The 18,978-nt window shown below is 40.6% G+C and carries 18 protein-coding genes and 1 tRNA gene; 8 read left to right on the top strand and 11 right to left on the bottom strand.

Annotated features, from left to right (window positions below; all coding sequences use genetic code 11):
* Window positions 1-14: 14 nt before the first annotated feature.
* Both EHO65_RS09325 and EHO65_RS09320 read right to left on the bottom strand, forming a co-directional pair.
* A complete protein-coding gene (locus EHO65_RS09325; RefSeq protein ID WP_135773832.1) occupies window positions 15-860 on the bottom strand; it encodes a metal-dependent hydrolase in 846 nt (281 codons plus the stop codon).
* A 10-nt stretch (window positions 861-870) separates the two neighbouring features.
* Window positions 871-1,722, bottom strand: coding sequence for a metal-dependent hydrolase (locus tag EHO65_RS09320; protein ID WP_135773831.1), 852 nt, complete (start codon window positions 1,720-1,722; stop codon window positions 871-873).
* 327 nt (window positions 1,723-2,049) lie between these two features.
* On the opposite strand from EHO65_RS09320, the gene EHO65_RS09315 reads away from it, so the two are divergent.
* A tRNA-Val gene (locus tag EHO65_RS09315) sits at window positions 2,050-2,123 on the top strand.
* Between the two features lie 42 nt (window positions 2,124-2,165).
* Here the strand turns inward: EHO65_RS09315 and EHO65_RS09310 are convergent.
* From EHO65_RS09310 to EHO65_RS09295, 4 genes are all read right to left on the bottom strand, one after another.
* Complete coding sequence (locus EHO65_RS09310; RefSeq protein ID WP_135773830.1) at window positions 2,166-3,329, bottom strand: SH3 domain-containing protein; 1,164 nt, start codon at window positions 3,327-3,329, stop codon at window positions 2,166-2,168.
* Window positions 3,326-4,876: a WG repeat-containing protein gene (locus tag EHO65_RS09305; protein WP_167482019.1), complete on the bottom strand. Its 1,551-nt coding sequence runs from the start codon at window positions 4,874-4,876 to the stop codon at window positions 3,326-3,328. The genes EHO65_RS09310 and EHO65_RS09305 overlap by 4 nt, the downstream gene beginning before the upstream one ends.
* 364 nt (window positions 4,877-5,240) lie before the next feature.
* The gene (locus EHO65_RS09300; protein WP_135773828.1) at window positions 5,241-6,119 is read right to left on the bottom strand and encodes a HEAT repeat domain-containing protein; all 879 of its coding nucleotides are present in this window, start codon (window positions 6,117-6,119) and stop codon (window positions 5,241-5,243) included.
* Window positions 6,120-6,186: 67 nt separating this feature from the next.
* On the bottom strand, window positions 6,187-6,750 hold the full coding sequence (locus EHO65_RS09295) for a polyhydroxyalkanoate synthesis regulator DNA-binding domain-containing protein (RefSeq protein WP_086448044.1): 564 nt from the start codon (window positions 6,748-6,750) through the stop codon (window positions 6,187-6,189).
* A gap of 158 nt (window positions 6,751-6,908) precedes the next feature.
* Here EHO65_RS09295 and EHO65_RS09290 point away from each other — a divergent pair, with 158 nt between their 5' ends.
* Window positions 6,909-7,796 carry a hypothetical protein gene (locus EHO65_RS09290; protein WP_135773827.1) on the top strand — a complete coding sequence of 296 codons (888 nt, stop codon included), beginning with the start codon at window positions 6,909-6,911 and terminating at the stop codon, window positions 7,794-7,796.
* Here the strand turns inward: EHO65_RS09290 and EHO65_RS09285 are convergent.
* The 4 genes from EHO65_RS09285 to EHO65_RS09270 form a co-directional block, all read right to left on the bottom strand.
* Complete coding sequence (locus tag EHO65_RS09285; protein ID WP_135773826.1) at window positions 7,793-8,446, bottom strand: DsbA family oxidoreductase; 654 nt, start codon at window positions 8,444-8,446, stop codon at window positions 7,793-7,795. The two genes, EHO65_RS09290 and EHO65_RS09285, sit on opposite strands and share 4 nt — an antisense overlap.
* Window positions 8,447-8,523: 77 nt before the next feature.
* On the bottom strand, window positions 8,524-9,294 hold the full coding sequence (locus EHO65_RS09280; RefSeq protein WP_135773825.1) for a hypothetical protein: 771 nt from the start codon (window positions 9,292-9,294) through the stop codon (window positions 8,524-8,526).
* A gap of 71 nt (window positions 9,295-9,365) precedes the next feature.
* On the bottom strand, window positions 9,366-9,881 hold the full coding sequence (locus EHO65_RS09275) for a TlpA family protein disulfide reductase (RefSeq protein WP_100705715.1): 516 nt from the start codon (window positions 9,879-9,881) through the stop codon (window positions 9,366-9,368).
* An 18-nt stretch (window positions 9,882-9,899) separates the two neighbouring features.
* Window positions 9,900-10,799 carry a decaprenyl-phosphate phosphoribosyltransferase gene (locus EHO65_RS09270; RefSeq protein ID WP_135773824.1) on the bottom strand — a complete coding sequence of 300 codons (900 nt, stop codon included), beginning with the start codon at window positions 10,797-10,799 and terminating at the stop codon, window positions 9,900-9,902.
* Between the two features lie 222 nt (window positions 10,800-11,021).
* Between EHO65_RS09270 and EHO65_RS19905 the strand changes: the two genes are divergently transcribed.
* The gene (locus EHO65_RS19905; RefSeq protein WP_167482018.1) at window positions 11,022-11,192 is read left to right on the top strand and encodes a hypothetical protein; all 171 of its coding nucleotides are present in this window, start codon (window positions 11,022-11,024) and stop codon (window positions 11,190-11,192) included.
* A 9-nt stretch (window positions 11,193-11,201) separates the two neighbouring features.
* Here EHO65_RS19905 and EHO65_RS09265 read toward each other — a convergent pair whose 3' ends face one another.
* Complete coding sequence (locus EHO65_RS09265; RefSeq protein ID WP_135773823.1) at window positions 11,202-12,770, bottom strand: TrkH family potassium uptake protein; 1,569 nt, start codon at window positions 12,768-12,770, stop codon at window positions 11,202-11,204.
* Between the two features lie 332 nt (window positions 12,771-13,102).
* Between EHO65_RS09265 and fusA the strand changes: the two genes are divergently transcribed.
* The 5 genes from fusA (at window position 13,103) to EHO65_RS09240 (ending at window position 18,963) form a co-directional block, all read left to right on the top strand.
* Entirely contained in the window at window positions 13,103-15,223 is a 2,121-nt protein-coding gene (fusA, locus tag EHO65_RS09260) for an elongation factor G (RefSeq protein WP_135773822.1), read from the top strand.
* 92 nt (window positions 15,224-15,315) lie between these two features.
* The gene (locus tag EHO65_RS09255) at window positions 15,316-15,969 is read left to right on the top strand and encodes an LIC_10271 family cell wall hydrolase (RefSeq protein WP_425269336.1); all 654 of its coding nucleotides are present in this window, start codon (window positions 15,316-15,318) and stop codon (window positions 15,967-15,969) included.
* 36 nt (window positions 15,970-16,005) lie between these two features.
* Entirely contained in the window at window positions 16,006-17,235 is a 1,230-nt protein-coding gene (locus EHO65_RS09250) for an amidohydrolase family protein (RefSeq protein ID WP_135773820.1), read from the top strand.
* A gap of 24 nt (window positions 17,236-17,259) precedes the next feature.
* A complete protein-coding gene (locus EHO65_RS09245) occupies window positions 17,260-18,321 on the top strand; it encodes a tetratricopeptide repeat protein (protein WP_008595801.1) in 1,062 nt (353 codons plus the stop codon).
* Window positions 18,322-18,963 (top strand): Crp/Fnr family transcriptional regulator, encoded by a 642-nt coding sequence (locus EHO65_RS09240; RefSeq protein WP_008594423.1) that lies wholly within the window; start codon window positions 18,322-18,324, stop codon window positions 18,961-18,963.
* The last annotated feature ends 15 nt before the right edge of the window (window positions 18,964-18,978 follow it).

The raw sequence follows: 18,978 nt of genomic DNA, 5'->3' as shown, positions 1-18,978 counted from the left end.
TGATTGGATGGGTGCTAGATAGTTATCAGAGCCGCATTCGCAAGCTCGTATCCACCGGTTTGGTCCGGATGAAAATCTTTTTTGAAATATAGAAGTGCCGCACTGAAAAGTTGAGGATATAAGATCCTTCCTATCTTACGTGCTGACTTCATATCTTGAAAATATTTACGGAATCCCACTTTCTTATCAGTGAGTAAGAACCAATGTTGTAGGCTTAAAGCGTATCCCCAAAACATAAAGGATGCCACGATGAATCCCATAATTCTCAGGAAATGACTTTTAGAAACTGTTTGAAGAACGTCATATGCAACTGATTTATGTTCTATCTCTTCGCAAGCATGCCAAAGAAGTAGACTTCTCATTTCACCATACGCATCATCATGGAAATTATGGCGGATAGAAATTTCAGCCATACTAGCTGTATAATGTTCTAAACCCGCAGTCACCGCAAGTTTCAGTTTTTTACCGAAGAAAAATTCGAATACAGGTAAGAAGAAGCTAAAAGCAGTCCATTTATAAACCTTCTCCATAAGAGTGATCGGTCTTCCTTGGCCTTTCAAGATCTCTAGGATCTTTTCGTGTTCTTTTCCGTGTTGGACTTCTTGTCCGATAAAAGATTTCACTCTAGAAGAAAGACCTGGATCTTTCACTTGGTCTGCAAAAGCTTTTACACTCTTGATAAAAAATCTTTCTCCTTCCGGAAATAGGATATGATACGCATTCACAGTGTGGGTCATGAATGAATTATTTGCGATATAATGATCCGGCAAATTTTCCAGACCTTCAAAATTCATCTTACGAACTGTAGGAGAATTCGCATCTATTGATTTTAGATTTTTATTCTTGGTTTGAGCACTCATTGTATTCTCCTTAGATAGTTGCTAATGCAGCGTTTGCGAGATCATAACCGCCGGTTTGGTTCGGGTGAAACCCCGGCTTGAAATATAAGAAAGCTAATTTTCCGACTTCTATAACGATCAATCTTGCGTAAGAACCTGCAGAGATAAGGTCGGAGAAATATCTTTTGAATCCAATCTTAGGATCTGCAAAGATAAACATATGCTGAAGAGTGAATGCGTATCCCCAGAACATGATGGAAGCTACGATAAACCCGAAAGTCCTTAAAATATAACTTTTAGAAACTGTTTGAAGAACATCATAAGCAACTGATTTATGCTCTATCTCTTCGCATGCGTGCCAAAGAAGTAGATTTCTCATCTCACCTTCCGCTTGTTCATGAAGTCCGAATCTAAGAGTAACTTCTCCCAAGGAAGCGGTATAATGTTCCAAGCCTGCAGTCACTGCAAGTTTCAACTTCTTACCAAAGATAAATTCTAAAACCGGCCAGAAGAATCCGTAAGCAGTCTTATTATAAAAATTCAGGATCTTAGAAACCGGGCGTCCTTGTTTTACCAACATCTCCAGAGCTTTTTCATGCTCTTTCCCGTGTTGAACTTCCTGACCGATAAAACCTTTAATATTATTTTGTAATGCAGGATCCTTTACTTGATCCGCGAAAGCTTTTACACTTTTAATAAAGAATCTTTCTCCTTCTGGAAAGATCACATGGTATGCGTTAACCGTATGGGTCAGGAAAGAATTTCCCGCCACGTAATAATCTGATAATTGGTCCAACCCTTCAAAGTCCATCTTACGAACGCTTGGAGAATCGCCGTTGATCGGCTTAATATTCCGTTCTTTTTTTTCTGCCTTCACTGACATTTCTATCTCCCCTGTTTTTTTCGGGTTTCGTGAGGCTTACTATAAACCTTTCCAAACGAGTCTGCCCGCCGATCCCGGAAAACCCTTGCCGATTTCGAAATCGGCCAGAAAAAGAAGGAAATTTCTTCCAGAAAGACCTTTTTATAACATTCGTTTTGTGAAAAATTGGTGATCGAAAAGTAGAATTCCCGCAAAAATGGACCTTCTTCTTTTTCAGAAAATGCGCAGAAGAGCTTTCTATTAGAGAAGATAGAAACTTCTTCCTCGAGGCTTTAGAAATAACAAAGGCTTTACGCTGAGCTTTCAGCCTAAATACTGACGATTACCGGGGGATTAGCTCAGCTGGTTAGAGCGCTACCTTGACATGGTAGAGGTCACTGGTTCGATCCCAGTATCTCCCAGGGTTTTTGATTTTAAGAAAATCTTATCCCTTTGCTCGTTTTTCAACGAGCAAAACTTCCACCCGATTGACAATTAACTACATTGAGTTCCGAATTCCACGGGGTAAGATCTGACAATTCTTCTCGGGAAATTTCACATGTGAATTTATTCTTTCGATTTTCATCTTGAGCGATGTAATAGTCCCAAAAAAAGTATGAAAAGACAACCTTTTCCTTTGCAAACTTAATAGTATCGAATTCACAACCATAATATTCTGCTTCCGATGGTTCAATACCGCAGCCCCATTCTAATTCATTCTTCGAATTTCGATATTGGCTGATTCTAGCTTTATAATTAGGCAAAATTCTAAAGGAAGAATAACTACTCAAAAAGTCGAATATTTCGTTTAATTTTGTGTTCGCCGTATAGCATTCGTAATGTCTTTTTTTAAGCTCTTTACGTTGAACATACCCATATTTTCTAAACTTTGTCTGCACTTGAATCCAAGCATCTGGAATCATCCATTCAGAAAAATCCTTGGTTACTATTTCTAATTCAGAACCATTAGACAGATGTTCTAAAATTTCCGAATTAGCATCCGGTTTTTCTCTAAGATCGACACCTTCTTTATTATTAGCTTGGTAACGCAATATCCCATCGTCCGGCTTTCGACATTCCGAGTTTAGGATGGTCATTGGTCCTTTACAGTCAGTTTCCACTTTTATAGGGCGACCTAAAAGACTAACAATGCGACCCCCTTTATTAGCCCAAAGCAAATTCAATGAGCCATCTGACTTAAAAGTTAACGGAATTTCTCCGGTAGGAGTTACCATATTGACTTTCAAGGACTGTAAATCGTTTTCGATCGAAAAATTGGAATCATTCGCAATTTGGAAATCGTAAGATTGGTCCGTTAATGGTAAGTAGAACTTAATTGTTTTCGAATTCGAATCCAAACGAACACAGGCGGAAATTTCTCCCTGCGTAATTTCAAAATTCTCAGGCTTAATATAACTAGCCGCTCGTATTCTATCTTCTTTATCTGACTCGAACAAGGTAGAATCGTATTTTAACAGATAAACGCCGTCTGCATCTTTAAGAAAAAACTTCTGTTCAACTCCATTAGTTGGCGCCTCTTTCTTGCAAAAAAAACCAAAACCAACCACTAAAAATAATAAAGAAATTATCCGAAAAATATCTCGAATAGATCGGATGTTAAATTTCATAATCCGCACTTCTCCAAATTCAAAATTCCATATCGTTTCTCAAATTGAACTCGATATCGCTTAGGTTCAATCCGTTCGATCGCTTCAAACATCGGAGAAATTACAAATTCACCTTTTGTGTTAATCAATCCGAATCGGCCATCTTTTTTAGCAATTGCAAACGAGTCGAAAAAATTTTCCGCAGTATCGAATTCAACCGGAATTTGCATCTTCCCATTACGATTCAAATATCCGAACTTACCGTTCTGTTCGAACCAAGCAAGACCTTGAAAGAAATTCCCAGAATTTTTATAAGCTCCTTTAAAAACAGTTTTTCCAGTAGTATCGATGTATTCCCAATTGCCATCTCGAAAAACTTTCGCTAATCCGTCAGAAAAACTATCTGCATAGGTAAATATATTTTCGGTTATTTTCTTTAGGTTTGATTCAATATATCCCTTACGTCCAGTTTTCCGGTCGACGGTGATACAAATATTCTCTTTACATCCGAAGATACTTTCTTTCGTACCTCGTAAAAACCAAGAGCCGTTCGAATTAAGAATGTCTGTAAGGCCACTTCTCTCCAAAATATACAATTCATCTGTCTGATTGTAACGAACAGAATCGTATTCAGGAGAAATAACAAAACCTGTATCCGGTGAAACTAATCCGATCTTTCCGTTTTGGCGGAATGAAAAATAATTCGGAAACGATTCTCCGACTTCACCTAACTCGACAAACCCGTTGCGTTGATCAAATAGAACATAATGTTCAGAATCCTCTGAAGAGATGGAAATTAATTGACTTCCTTTAATATTGCAATAATCCCCTTTAGGACCTAAAGCGCCTTCCTTGCTAAGGATCTGGCAACCTTTCGATAATAATACCTTTGCTATACCACCTTTGGTAAATTCATAAGCATCTTTGAATTGCGGTTCTACTATAAATTTGCCGTTTCGATCTATGTATCCCCATTGGTCGGCAACTTTAACAGCTGCTAAATCGTTTTGAAACTGTTTAGCTTCATCAAAGGTCGTTTGGATTGTCCAGGTCCCATTATTATTGAAAAATCCCCATTTATTTTTTAATTTCACAGGTGCTAGCGACTCAGAAAATTCCTTAGCATCCTCAAAAGTTTTGTTTCCAAGTACTTTTCCATTACGATCCAAAAATTGATACTTTTCACCGACCTTGATTAAGAACATTCCCTGTTCGTATCCGGAATAATGGCCGCGGCGCAAGAATATCAGATCTTTTCCAGCAAAATCAAAGACTGCAAATTGATCCTCTTGTTCGATAATGATTAGTTGTTCCTTATCAATAACACTAATAACTCTGACTTTTCCGGGGAATGTACGTAATAACGTTCTTGAAAGGTAAACTTTAGATGTTTGGAAATCATGAAGCCAGAATACGGGCATCATGCTTCCATATATAAAAAGATTCCCGCTCGAGTATTCAGGTTTTACGATAATATTCCCATCGGAATCGATTACACCTTCGTTAAAATAACTCTCTCGGATCGATATCAAATCATAGGGAGATCGATCATAAATCGATTCTGCCAATACAATGCGCGGGACATCAGGATTATTTGATATTAACGCTAATAATTTCTTATCGCCCTGCTCATAGATTATCTCTTTTTGAAATTTGGCTTCGCAAAAATTCGATTTCTTCAGTTTGCAGTCCGAGAACGAAAGACTAAAAAGGAAAATCAGCAATATGAAATTTTTCAAAATTTGCATCAGGAGAATAATGATCCTTTAGAATTCATATGTACTGCTATATTTCTCATTTATAGAACCGTAATAGTTCTTCTTTTAATATTAATTTTTGTCGATTCAATTATTTCTTAATTTAGTCCCCTCCTTAAAACAAAAAAGCCCCCGAACTCGGAGGCTTTTTCACTCTTAACAATATAAGAAAGGATCAGTCTTTCAAGAAAAGAGGAAGATTCGCAGGCATCTTGAATCCTGTCACACTTGATAGGTCCTTCTTGATCTGCTCTCTTACCATTTTATCATGCTCGACGAGTAACGCTTCTCTCAAAGAATATTCTCCAGCTTTTAGATCCACTTCGCCCACTGCGATGGATGCTCTATAACGAACTAAAGGAGATTCGTCTTTTAAGAATGCACACATATCGTAGAACTTCTGGTTTGCGATACGATTGATGTATACGATCGCGTTTAAGATCGCAACTTTCGCAAAAGGATTTTTTTCCTTATCGATCGCTGAATTTAATTGAGAAAGTGCTTCCTTCCGGTTTAGATTTTTCAACCCATCCGCTGCAGAAGCTCTTACATAAAAATTCGGATGATTCAAAGCGTTTACGATCGCTTCTTGGTTTTCTTTTGTATAAGGAAGAAGTCCTACGTTTCGGAGAATCTCTCCCGCTGCGATCACCGTATTATAACCTTCGGGAGAGCTGAAAGAAGGATAATCTCCTTCCTGAACGGTTGCGGAGATCTTTTTAAATTCTTCCAACATTCCAGGTCCGGCGATATCGGATTCCATTGCTCCCAATGCTTGAGCAATCGTGAATTTTAAGGTAGGGGAATTTTCCTCCGACTTAGGAACGTTCGGATTTCCTTTTAACGCCTTAAGAAGAGGGCGGACCGCCAACTTACTGCTTACGAATTTTAAATAATCCGCAGCTTGGATCCTTTCTTCTAGGTTCCCGCTTTCCAATTTTTTGACTTGGTCATAAAACAATTGGTCCAACTTCTCATAGATCTGCTCTTTTGCAGAAATCTGAGAAGTTAGTGATAATATGATTCCGAGGATTAGGATTCTTACGGTCGACATGGGTTCCCCCTATGTTGTTTATCGGATTTAGTAAGGTCGATCTTAACTTTAGGAAGCCTTAAATCCCTTAGAGGGACTCGGTTTCCTTGACTCTTTCCGCAATCTTGCGAATTTTCTCCGATAGATCCTCGACAGCCAATTCCTTTTCGCCGCCTTCTTCCAATTCTCGACCCACTTTTTTGAGGTCTTCCTGGATCTGTTCGCTATTTTCGCTGGCTCTTTGGGCTAAATGGGTAAGTAGGTCTTCGCGGTAACTTTTTACTTCTTCCAACCGAAGTTCGCCCAATGCCACCATACTCTGTAGGATCCTGTCCATTTTTTCCTTGGTTAGATAGGCAAGACCTATCCCTCCCAGGACCAAACGGCCGAATAATGCGCTGATATCTTTACCCGTTTCTCGGATCAGGGCAGAAAGCATGTAATTGGAGAATTCTTCGTTTCTTTGACCCAAACTTACTTTAAGAAAGGTCTGGCCTAGGATCTTAGGAGTGATGTCCTGACCGCTCATATTATCGATCACTTTGATCTCTTCGCCCGCGATGATCATCTCGGCGACATCTTCTAGAGTAATCGTTTTGCTGGTTTCGGGATCGTACAACCTTCTGTTTGCGTATCTTTTCAGAACTTTCATTCTTGGTTTTGCTCGTAATCAACGCTTTCAGGACAAGCCTGCAAACTTGTTTTTCTTTCCGATTCCCCTTTCTAGTTGCGGGTTTTCCGCAATGCACCAATTCTAGGATCGGACGAAAATCCCCAAGGTCAAGGAAAAAACCCTTCCTTTGCAAAGAGATGAACTTACTATCCGATGCCTTACTTCTGCACCGACTCAGCTCGGATGAACAAGAGTTCCTAGTCGCTTTGTTAAAGTGGAAAGGAATAGATCATCTAGAATGGGTAAGAAGTTCCGGATTCCCCTCCTCCACTAAAGAAGTTTTAGTTTGGAAGAAGGATGCAAGTCCTGAGGATATCCGTTCCGCTCATGATTGGTCCAGAGAAGTTTGTTTGATCGGAAGGTTTGACACGGAAGAAAAGAATTCTTTTGTAAGAGCCGGAGCGACTCGGATCTATGATCTAAATTCTTTCGCATTGGAAGAATTTCCTTTCTTCAAGTTTTCAAAACCACTACATCCTGAGATGGTGGTTCTCACCCAAAGTTCCGAACTTTTTTCAAAATACAGATCCCTTCTTAGAGCTTGCGGATCAAATGCTCATTGGTGCAAGGATATATTAGGACTTCCTAATATGTTAAAAGAAACCAAGCCCGGAGTTCTGGTATTGGATTCCGAATCTTTTTCTATCAGAGAACTTGTTCCTAAGATGAAAGGTCTTTTAGGAACTCCTTATTTTCCTCTTAGCTTTTGTCTGATAGATTTTAATAAGGAGAATGTATACCAAAATCTGGCTACGGGCTTGAAGGATATCGCAAAGGCTTTTTTTGAACCAAAGGACCTTCTTCTTTTTTTAAGAGACAGACTGGCGCTTGCCTCCCCTCCTAAGGATTCTTTTTTCCAGGCAATAGACTGGTCCGGAAGTCCCAGAAATATTAGAGAATATGAGTTTCCAAACGTTCCAGATGGAATGTTAGAAAGAGCGGAAGCTGCCTATTTATACAGGATCCGCCGTTTATTTTTATGGCTGGGAGAAGGAGCCAATAGGGGAACTGAGATATCTGCTTAGGCGCTCGCCTCTGATTGCAATTTATCGAACACCTGCAAAAACAGATCTACCGGTTGTGCGCCTGAAACCGCATACTTTTCATTAAAAATATAAAAGGGCACTCCGGTTACTCCCAACATTTTGCCTTCATTTTCTTCCGTTTCGATCTGAGTAAGAAGAGAAGGGTCTTTGCGGACTTCTTCCAATTCCGATGTTGGAACTCCTACTTGAGTTAGGCTTTCTTGGATTATGGAGTCATCGGAAAGATTTTTTCCTTCTGAGAAAAACTTTTGGAAGAATACTTCCGCAAGTTCTCCTTCTTTTCCGTAATTTCTTGCCTTACGAATTAGTGCATGAAGAAGAAAAGTATTAGGTTGGTGGCCTTGCAGAATATTAGCAAACTCTAATCCATCCTCTTTTGCTATATCGGAAACTCTCTGGGTCATCATTTTTACTCGGTCTAAAGAACCGAATTTTCTGACCATATGTGCTTCTCTATCTTCTCCTTGCTCAGGAAGATCAGGATTTAATTGGAATGGTTTCCATTCTACGACGATCTTATCTTCAGGATGATGAGATTCCCAAGATTCAATCGCCTTCTCTAATCTTTTTTTACCTATATAACACCAAGGACAAACTACGTCCGAATAAATTGAGATACTAGTTTCCAATGCCTTCCCCTGTAATTCTTAGACTTACAAGGGCTGTGAAAATCGCATTCTTTTTTTTTGGTATGGATTTGAGTGAATTAATCTTCGTCCAGAAGTTCTGCCGCTTCTATTTCTTCCAGACCTCTATTAGGGAATGCCTGCTCGTAAAATAGTGCTGCAAATAGATCGAAGTCCTCGTCCGCCGGTAGATTTTTTTTCTCCCAGTATTCGTTCCTTCTTTTGATCAGAACAGAGATTGTCTCATCTTCCAAAGAGAATTCTTTTCCACCTCTATTCATTCTACGGATCAACCAATTCAGATTATGAATAAAGAAGTTCCCAGTAAACTCCAGCGTAGAAAGAGAAGGTTCTCTTTTCATTAGATTTTCGGTGTGATAAAGAGGAACTCTTAAATAATACGGATCCTTGGTTTGCTGGTATTGTTTAAATCCGTTAGAAATGGATTCGAAGAACGGCCAAGAATTCGTATAAGAAGTTCGGATCAGTTTTTCTTTTTCAGGATGAAGCCTTGCTATATCTACAAGATCTACAAATTGATCCTTTGCCACAGCTTCTCTTAAGATAGAATCCATTGGAGCAGGTCTTGCTTCCGAATTTACAAGATATACGTAAAGATATTTGATCTCGTAGGCAAATCTGGATTCTCTTGGAATATAATATTCTATCCAGATCGGTTCTTTATAATAATTTACTAATTCTTCTTCAGGTAGATCAGGAGTGACGCTAAGTGATTTTAACTTTTTGACGTCGTCTGTAATTACTTTTTGGCCATGAACCCGAGTCCTGGAACGTTTTATCTGTTTCAGTTCCGTTTTGTTAAGAAGTGGTTTCGGTTTATACGAGTCCATCGGATTGATTATCGGAAATTGGAGGGTTGAAATTCAAAGGCAAAGAGAAAGAGCGATAAGTTTTAGGACGATCAGGACCAGAAAATTCTTGCCCAGATTAGCCTTAGGAACATGCCCAAAGGGCTCATAATTCCGGATTCTGCGAATCTTACCTTTCCTTCTCCATCCAAAATATAAAAACTAGGATAGCCTCTGATCCCCCAATCTCTGAGTAACATCGGATTTCCTACAATAACGGGAAAGTCCACAGCTTGTTTTTCCAGATAGTCTTTGAGAGCAGAGGAATTTTCTCCTTCTTCTACGCTTATGAATGCAAAATGATTTTGGTCTTTGAGTGTGGAGGCATACCACTTGACTAGAGGGAGATTCGTATTACAGACCCCGCACCAGGTTGCCCAAAAATATACTACTGTGGTCTTACCTTTTATATTCGCTTTTTCACCTATAGGAGTCCTGAATTCTTTTCCATCAAGACTTACTACAGGTTCTGTATCCAAGGCTCTAAACCAGGCTAGAAAAAAAGTCGCAGAAAGTAGAAGTGCGAGTGCTCCTCCGTACTGAAATCCTGCTTTTACATTTTTGTTCATGCCTTAGTTAGACCTAAACTATAACTGAAAAGGAAGACTTTGTCCGGAACCTGAATACATTATCCAAACAACGAGTAAAAGCCATAAAAATCCCGCCACAAGGACACCCCAGTCAGTCAAAATCGCCTTAGTAGGATTATGGCCCATGTTCTTGATATAGATAATGTACAAAGATCTAAAGATCGCATAGACTACGATCGGGATCGTATACACCATTTTATCTGTGCCTAAATTTTCGATCGTATGAGGACTGGTAACATACATAACGTAGGTAACCAAGGTCATTGTAGCAACGATCCCCATCATCAAGTCCAGGAAGTTAACGGAATATTCTTCCAGGATCTTTCTGTGACCTTTAGCTCCGTCTTCCAAAATAATAAGCTCACCTCTTCTTTTTCCGAAACCCCAGTATAGGGCCAACATGAATGTGCAAAGAAGAAGCCAAGAAGAGAAGCTCACTCCGACTACCACGGAACCGGCGATTGCTCTCACCACAAATCCGAAAGAAATACTCATCACATCTAGGATGACCATATGTTTCAAGAAACGGCTATAAACTATATTAAAGATCAGATAACCGACAACCCAGTAGAAGAAATCAGCCTGCAGTTTGAAGGAGGAAACTAGAGTGATAGAAAGTAAAATTGCTGTCAGTAGAAGTGCTATAGTAGGAGAAATCGCTCCGGAAGCGAGAGGCCTATGTTTTTTTTCAGGATGAAGTGCATCTTCTTTTCTATCCAGAAAATCATTTAGAACGTATTGGCAGCTTGCGGTAAGTGAAAATAGAAAAAACGCGTAAATCGCTCTTTCTACCGATTCCAGGTCTCCTAATTTTTTCCCAAATATGATCCCAGCAAATAGGATGATATTTTTAATCCATTGGTGGGGTCTTAAAAGTTTTATATAGGAAAATAACATTCTCTCTCCAGGTCAGTTCGCTTTAGGGGCCAGATTGATCTGAAATAGAAGGCTTGCAAGGGAATTTTGACCCTAAAATGGGAGGAGATTTCTCAGGTTTCGGGCAAACAGTTCCACAAGAGACAAAGATAAAAAACTAGTCAGAAAGGACTAAAATCGATATCTTCATATTTTAATTTTAAGCTTTACGATTACTCATTGTTAGCTTATCAAATTTCCATTATGCACAGGAAAATCACATACAAGATCGTAGAAAGTAAAGACCCTTTGACACAAGATGCTTTCGATCCATTAGGGGCGATAGGTTTCGAACTCATTTCAGTAGTACATGATCTAAAACTGGATCGTTATATCTATTATTTCAAGCTGGCAGAAGCTCACCAACTTTCTTAAAAGGAAATATTAGCCTACTTGGATCTTGACCCCGTCGTCTTGGGCTCCTAAGGTCCCTAAGCCGGAATGACCCGTAAATGCGATTAGAAGAGTGAATACTCCTACTCTTCCCACATACATAATACAAGGATATAAAAACTTTTCGACTCCGGTGATATAAGGAGTTAATCCTTTCGTTAACCCAACGGTTCCGAATGCAGACATGACTTCGAAAAAGATCTCTTCTATTCCATGTCTATGTCCGTTCGCGATCGTGATCACCAACATAAAGAATACGATAGATATCGTTGCTAAAAAATAGATCCGAGTAGAGATTGCGATCGAATTTTTAGAAACTTCTTCTCCCATGATGGTCACTCTCGCCTGAGGACTGATCACATTTCGTAAATACATTAATAGAATTACAAAAGTTGTGATCTTGATACCGCCTGCGGCTCCTTGAGGACCACCTCCTACAAACATCAAAGAACAAAGTAGAACATAGGTTGGGCTTCTCATTTCAGAAAGATCGAATGTATTAAATCCGGCCGTTCTAGAAGATACTGAAAGGAAGAAGGAGTTGAATAGTTTGTCTACGAAGTCGAATTTCCCGATAGTCTCAGGATTATCCCATTCCGATAATAATACTCCGATCCCACCCACATGGACCAATATTAAGGTTCCATAAAGTAGAAGTTTCATTTGGATCCTGTTAGCTTCTCCCTTTAATGCCTTTCTATAAAGAGCGAGCCTTTCCTCGGCCCAGAAGGACATACGGATCAAAACAAGATAGATCCAAGAAGGTTCTTTACCTTCTTCTAATGCGCGGGACATGAGGTAAGTTTCCATGACTACTTCTATCCTATGCATCACATTCCTAAATGCTTCAAGCAATGTTTTCTCGAAGAATAAGATTACCGGGAAGCCGATACCTCCCATTACTACCAAACTTTCTACCACCAAAAGAGAAAGTGGCTCTTTAGATAAGAATGAGAGATCATCTACAATGGAAAATCCTGCGTTATTGAATGCGGAAACTGAAGTGAATAAGCTTAAAAAAAGTCGGTTTGGATCTCCAGGCAACCCGCTCAGATCTTCCGGCATTGCCCAATATAATAAAAATGCTCCGACCAACTCTATCGAAACGGATATATTCAAAATAGATAATAAGATCCTTCGAACGTAAGGGGCATTCGTACTCTTTCCGTCTGTCGATTCGTGGGAATCAATTGCTTCGAATACAAATGCAGCAATACGAGTACTTCTGGAAAGTCCACGGACCACTAAGATCCCAACAAGAACTGTAAATGTGATAATTCCCAATCCACCGATCTGGAATAAGAACATGATAATGACTTGGGTAGAGAATGCTAACTCGCTGATCGTAACAGTGGTCAAACCTGTTACACAGATGGCGGAAGCGGAAAGATAGAATGAATCTGCGTAGGAAATCCTACCTTCTTCCGAAGCATAGATCATGAAGGACCCAACCAAGATCGCTCCTGCAAATGCTAGGCAAAGGATCCTTGCTACTGATAATAGCAAAAACGCCCTGGCAATTCGGTTTACGTTTCGTTTTAGGAACTTAAATGAGCCCATGTAGAAGGGCAAAACTACCCTTTCCAGAAACTATTTTGACCCTGGCGAACCGGGGCAATGAATTTCCTAGTCCGAGAAACGAACATAGATCTGTTCCGAGGTCAGAATAAAACTGTAATCCATATTTCATCTAAGAACAGGTTATACAAGCCAGGATCGGCAATCTATTCTTGGAAACGATCTTTACAAACGCGGCCCTTTCCGAAAATTGGTAAGAATTAGGGTTCCTTTACCTAGGGAACCCAGTCAGATTAGTATCCACGTAAAGTTTTCATTCTACTCTGTTAAAGGGTGAAATAGAATTTTCCGTGTGAACTTTTAAAGAGGACTCAATGAGCACTGCAGTTGCGGACTTCAAACCCACCGAAAAACTCCTAAAAACTAGGAACATCGGTATTTCCGCCCATATCGATTCAGGGAAAACCACTCTGACCGAGAGGATTCTATTCTATACTAACCGTATCCATGCGATCCACGAAGTTCGTGGTAAAGATGGAGTCGGTGCGAAAATGGACAGTATGGAATTGGAGCGCGAGAGAGGGATTACCATCCAATCCGCAGCTACCTACTGCCAGTGGAAAGACCATACTATTAACATTATCGATACTCCGGGCCACGTGGACTTTACCGTTGAGGTAGAGCGTTCCTTACGGGTTCTGGATTCCGCTATCCTAGTTCTTTGCGGAGTTTCTGGAGTTCAATCTCAGTCCATCACTGTTGACAGACAGATGCGCCGTTATAACGTTCCTCGTGTAGCTTTTATTAATAAGCTCGACCGTACAGGAGCAAACCCTTTCCGCGTGATCGATCAATTACGTGAGAAATTAAAACATAATGCTGTTCCAGTTCAAATTCCAATCGGTCTCGAAGGAGATTTAGCAGGACTCGTGGATCTTGTTACGATGAAAGCCATCTATTTCGAAGGAAAAGATGGAATGCAAATCGTTGAAAAAGAGATCCCTGCAGAATTACAGGAATTAGCTCAAAAGAAGAGAGAAGAACTCTTAGATGCAGCTTCTATGTTCTCGGACGAATTGACTGAAGCTATGCTGGAAGGAGAACCTACAGTAGAGCAAATCAAAACTGCGATCCGTAATGGAGCGATCTCTTTGAAACTTACCCCAGTTTTCATGGGTTCTGCTTTCAAGAACAAAGGAGTTCAAAAACTTCTGGATGGAGTTTTGGATTACCTGGCTTCTCCTGTGGATGTTGTTAACTCCGCTTTGGACGTTAAAAACGAATCCGAAAAAGTAGTATTACCTTCTGATAAAGACAAACCACTCGTTTGCCTCGCGTTCAAACTTGAGGACGGACGTTATGGTCAGTTGACCTATGTTCGTGTCTACCAAGGAAAGATCCAAAAAGGTATGACCATCTACAACATGTCGAACAACAAGAAACATAACGTTGGTCGTCTATGTCGTATGCACTCAGACGAGATGGAAGATATCGACTACGCAGAAGCTGGTGATATTATCGCATTATTTGGTATCGATTGTGCTTCCGGGGATACTTTTACTGACGGAAAAATGAACGTTTCCATGGAATCCATGTTCGTTCCTGCTCCGGTAATCTCCCTTACAATCGAAGCTAAAGAATCAAAACACTTGAACAACCTTGCAAAAGCTCTTAACCGCTTTACCAAGGAAGATCCTACGTTCCAAACTCACGTAGACCAAGAGTCCGGACAAACCATCATCAAAGGGATGGGAGAACTTCACCTCGAAGTTTATATAGAAAGGATGAAAAGGGAATACGGAGTGGAGCTGATCACAGGTGCTCCTCAGGTTGCGTATCGTGAAACCATCACAAGCCGTGCAGACTTCGACTATACCCACAAAAAACAAACGGGTGGTCAAGGTCAGTTCGGTCGTGTTGCCGGATTCATCGAGCCGATCCCATTGGAAGAAGATAAGAATTACGAATTCGTAAACAGTGTAGTGGGAGGAGCAATCCCTCGCGAATTTATCTCTTCTGTAGATAAAGGATTCAAGAGCTGTTTGGATCGTGGAAGTATGATCGGATTCCCTATCATCGGGGTAAAACTGACCATCAACGACGGTTCTTACCACGATGTGGACTCTTCCGATATGGCATTCCAGATCGCAGGACGCTATGCATTCCGCCAAGGTTTCAGCAAAGCAAATCCTCAGATCCTTGAGCCTATCATGAGAGTAGAAGTTGACGGTCCTGCGGAATTCCAAGGTCCAATCCTTGCTTCCCTGAACCAAAGACGAGGAATGATCCTAAACACCACCGAGCAAGACGGATATTGCAAAGTGGAAGCGGAAGTCCCTCTTTCTGACATGTTCGGATATTCTACCGTAATCCGTTCTTCTACCCAAGGAAAGGCGGAGTTCTCTATGGAATTCTCTCGTTACGCTCCTGTTCCAAGAAACGTAGCAGAAGAATTGATGAAAAAGTACAAACCAAACTCCAAAGACGAAGATTGATCTTTCAGACCATCCTCTTTTTGGAAAAAAGGGAGCCAATCCGGCTCCCTTTTCTTTTTGGTGGAAGGCAAAATTTGCCGATATTTTAGAGTATGCGGGAGTTCCATTTCATTCGTCTGATATGTTTCGGAATGATTCTCATTTCTTTTCCTTCTCAAATTAATTCCGTAGGAACTCAATTAAGGATCCATACAGTCCAACCGAAAGAGACTGCATTTTCTATCTCCCAAAAATACAAATTGGATTGGAGATTACTTTTAGAATGGAACGGTAAAAATGAAAACGAAGGTTTGAAAGCGGGAGAAAAACTGAAAATCCCTCAAAACCTATCCTATTCTTCTAAGATCGAAAAAAATCTGCCCGAAGAAGTACCTTCTTCCGTAAGTCCTAAGTTCCATTCTCCATTAAAAGTACTTCCTCCCGTTTCACTTCCGTATTCTAATCTATCTTATTATCCGAATAAAGGAGTTCTGTTCAAGGCAAGCAGACATAAGGATGTACATCCGATCCGATCCGGTAAAGTAGTTGTACTGGACCAAATGGACGGTTACCGGAAATATATTATTTTAGAGCATAAAGGCGGATATTCCAGCGTATATGCAAATCTCAGATCCGCTTCAGTCAAAGAAGGCGAAACGGTAAAAGCGGGAGATTCCTTAGGTGAATTGGAAGAAGGTAAAGGACTGTATTTCCAGATCAACCAAGGTACCAAAGCAGTGGATCCGATCCCACTTTTGAAATACTGATCGCGGCTATTAAGTATATTAGGTTTTTGCACTTAAATGGAATGGGAAATCGTAAATTCTAAAGCCGTAACTCCTCAAGGGGTCTTGGAAAACGCAACTATCCGCATCAAGGACGGAAGGATCTCCTCTATCTCCTCAGGTATCCCTAAGGATGTTCTGCCTATCCGTATCAATCTAAGAGGGAATTTCGTTTATCCTGGTCTCATCAATGCTCACGACCATCTACTTGGCACGTATCTTCCTAAAGTAGGAACAAACCGTCCTTATTTGAATTGGCTTCCTTGGGACAATGATCTCAAATCTTCCGTAGTATATGCGGAAAGACAACAACTCGAGCCGGAGCAACTCTATCTATTAGGTTCTTATAAAAATCTGCTCAGCGGCGTGACTTCCGTTTTGGATCATATTCCCCATTTCGTCCAAAAACCTTTTTTGGATAAATCTCCAGTTCGAATCCTGGAACGTTTTACTCTTTCTCATAGTATTTGTTCTTATTCTCTCGGTTGGGGGGATGGTCCCCAGATAGAATACGCCAGAGCAAAAGAAGGGAATCTTCCATTTGTAACTCATATCTCCGAAGGATTTGACGAAGAATCCAAAAACGCCCTGAAAGAATTAAACTCTTTGGGTTGTTTGGGAGAAAACACAGTACTCGTTCATGGGATCGCTTTCGATTCGGAAGATATCAAAACAGTTTCGAAAACAAAGGCAAACTTAGTTTGGTGCCCGGAATCCAATCTGTTTATGTTCGGCAAAACTGCTCCAATCAACGAAATTCTTGAAGCAGGGATCAACGTAAGTTTAGGCACGGATTCTCCAATGTCCGGGTCTATAAATATTTTCCAAGAGATCAAATCTGCCAGGGAATTTTTTGCCAAAGAATATGGAAAAGAATTGGATCCTAAAATTGTTTTTAAGATGGTCACTGAAAATCCTGCAAAGGCTCTTCGGGTAGAGAACGATCTGGGCAAATTGGAAATCGGAAAAAAGGCGGATCTTTTAGTTCTTTCTTCCGAAAAAGAAGACGCGTACCAGACACTTTGTACTGCGGATCTTAAGTCCGTACGTTTGGTTGTGAAGGACGGGAAACCTTCCTATGGCGACCTTTCTTTGAAAGATTTTTTTGACGAAACTGGTGTGACAGGGCGCGAAATTAAGATCGCCGGAACCGATAAATACCTTGCAGGAGACCCCCTAGGGTTGCTAGAATCGGTCACCCGGGCCCTTGGTTACAAAAAGGATTTGGCATTTTTTCCTGTCGGGTGAGATTTAGAGAAGAAGGTAACGGTCTTGGCTGGGCCCATAATCCGAACTTATAAAGGCGGTTCTATTATTTACTTCGAGAAAGATCGATCGGAGGATATCTATGTCCTCAGACAAGGTCGAGTCGTTCTCACGTACACTGCGATCGATTCCGGTTACGAAGTAAAAGAAGATGTACGACTGGGAGAATTTTTCGGAGTCAAATCCGCACTCGGAAAGTATCCTAGGGAAGAAACCGCTCAGGTCGTAGGCGGAGCAACCGTCTTAGTTTTCAAACTTTCAGACTTCGAAACATTCGTAGCCGAAAAAACCCATCTCATCTTAAAGATGATGAAGGTGTTCTCCAGCCAATTGCGACTGGTTCACAAAAAATTGAGAGAGATATTGGGTCAGGCTGAAGCTAGAAATCCTGCATTCGAGCTCATGAACGTCGCCGAAGTATTTTATAAAAACAATAACTTCGAACACGCAGCTTACGGATTCGGAAAATATCTGGAGCATTATCCTAGCGGACCTTATGCGGGAAGAGCAACCGAGCTACAAGATCTTGCAAGAAAGGGTACTCCCTACCCTATCAATATGCCTCCGCTCGTTTACGATGCTGCTTCTACAAGAGCGCCTATGTCCCAGGAAAATCTGCAGAATATTATGAAACCTGCTGCAGAGAAAACGAATCTGGGAGCCGGCACAGACAATACGATTACTTCTCTCTATAATCGTGCTCATACGTTCTTGAACGTAGGAAAATTCGAAGAAGCAGCTGCAATCTTCAAAGACCTGATGGTCCGCACAGATTTCAAATATGATAGCGAGAAGAAGCTTGTAGACAATGCACTTTTCCAAATGGGAGTTTGTTTCCTAAAGCTGAACAATTTGGATACAGCGAGTAATACCTTCTCCGCTTATATTAAAAAGCACCCGTCCGGAGAATCAGTAAAAGAGTCTTTATTTCATTTGGCAGAGATCGCGGAACAACAAGGAGATCGTCAGAGGGCTGGAATGTTATTCGGCAAAGTAGCATTACTTCCTCCGGAAAGAGACAGTCTCTCCCAGAAGGCTCGCCAAAAAGCCAAGGAGCTCAGCGCCTAAATGGATTTAATGCTCGAGTCGATGTTCTCAAAGTTCGGAAAAACTTTCGAACCAAATCAGATCATATTCTGTGAAAATGAACCTGGAAACGATTTCTTTCTGATCCAAGCTGGAAAAGTAAAGATCACCAAAACTGTTGGGAATTCCATCAAGACCTTAGATATCTTAGAACAAGGAGATATCTTCGGAGAGATGGCGATCTTAGAAGAACAACCCAGAAGTGCGACTGCAATCGCAATCTCTGAAGTGAAAGTTTTGAACTTCAATAGAGCAAACTTCGAACTATTGATGACCAAGAATCCTACACTTGCACTTAAAATTCTAACAATATTCTCCGTCAGAATTTACGACGCAAAACGAAGATTGCTCATCCTATTGCTGGACGATATCATCGGAAAAGTAGCCGACGTATTCTTGATGTTGTATGAAAAGATGCATACACATACCGAATTCAAAGAAGTCGTGCTCAACGTAACAGTAGAAGACGTGGCAGATTGGTGTGCCCAACCCGTGGGCGAAGTCCAGAAGGTAGTGAATCAATTCGCTAAAAGCGGTAAAATCGAGATATACTCCGACAAAATCGTAATTCACAATATTAACGACTTCCAGAGAATAGTCTCTCAGAAGCGCAAACCTTCTTAACAGAATACCCGCGTT

This window comes from Leptospira andrefontaineae (assembly GCF_004770105.1).
Taxonomy (GTDB): domain Bacteria; phylum Spirochaetota; class Leptospiria; order Leptospirales; family Leptospiraceae; genus Leptospira_B; species Leptospira_B andrefontaineae.
Note: the sequence above shows the minus strand (reverse complement) of the source record. Positions and strands in the feature narration are given on the sequence as shown.

Excerpts from the sequence above, each read along its gene's own strand:
- EHO65_RS09280 (WP_135773825.1), bottom strand. The coding sequence starts at position 9,294 with ATGGACTCGTATAAACCGAAACCACTTCTTAACAAAACGGAACTGAAA.
- EHO65_RS09310 (WP_135773830.1), bottom strand. The coding sequence starts at position 3,329 with ATGAAATTTAACATCCGATCTATTCGAGATATTTTTCGGATAATTTCT.
- EHO65_RS09240 (WP_008594423.1), top strand. The coding sequence starts at position 18,322 with ATGGATTTAATGCTCGAGTCGATGTTCTCAAAGTTCGGAAAAACTTTC.
- EHO65_RS09265 (WP_135773823.1), bottom strand. The coding sequence starts at position 12,770 with ATGGGCTCATTTAAGTTCCTAAAACGAAACGTAAACCGAATTGCCAGG.
- EHO65_RS09275 (WP_100705715.1), bottom strand. The coding sequence starts at position 9,881 with ATGAACAAAAATGTAAAAGCAGGATTTCAGTACGGAGGAGCACTCGCA.
- EHO65_RS09300 (WP_135773828.1), bottom strand. The coding sequence starts at position 6,119 with ATGTCGACCGTAAGAATCCTAATCCTCGGAATCATATTATCACTAACT.
- EHO65_RS09295 (WP_086448044.1), bottom strand. The coding sequence starts at position 6,750 with ATGAAAGTTCTGAAAAGATACGCAAACAGAAGGTTGTACGATCCCGAA.
- EHO65_RS09290 (WP_135773827.1), top strand. The coding sequence starts at position 6,909 with ATGAACTTACTATCCGATGCCTTACTTCTGCACCGACTCAGCTCGGAT.
- fusA (WP_135773822.1), top strand. The coding sequence starts at position 13,103 with ATGAGCACTGCAGTTGCGGACTTCAAACCCACCGAAAAACTCCTAAAA.
- EHO65_RS19905 (WP_167482018.1), top strand. The coding sequence starts at position 11,022 with ATGCACAGGAAAATCACATACAAGATCGTAGAAAGTAAAGACCCTTTG.
- EHO65_RS09325 (WP_135773832.1), bottom strand. The coding sequence starts at position 860 with ATGAGTGCTCAAACCAAGAATAAAAATCTAAAATCAATAGATGCGAAT.
- EHO65_RS09270 (WP_135773824.1), bottom strand. The coding sequence starts at position 10,799 with ATGTTATTTTCCTATATAAAACTTTTAAGACCCCACCAATGGATTAAA.
- EHO65_RS09250 (WP_135773820.1), top strand. The coding sequence starts at position 16,006 with ATGGAATGGGAAATCGTAAATTCTAAAGCCGTAACTCCTCAAGGGGTC.
- EHO65_RS09255 (WP_425269336.1), top strand. The coding sequence starts at position 15,316 with ATGCGGGAGTTCCATTTCATTCGTCTGATATGTTTCGGAATGATTCTC.
- EHO65_RS09320 (WP_135773831.1), bottom strand. The coding sequence starts at position 1,722 with ATGTCAGTGAAGGCAGAAAAAAAAGAACGGAATATTAAGCCGATCAAC.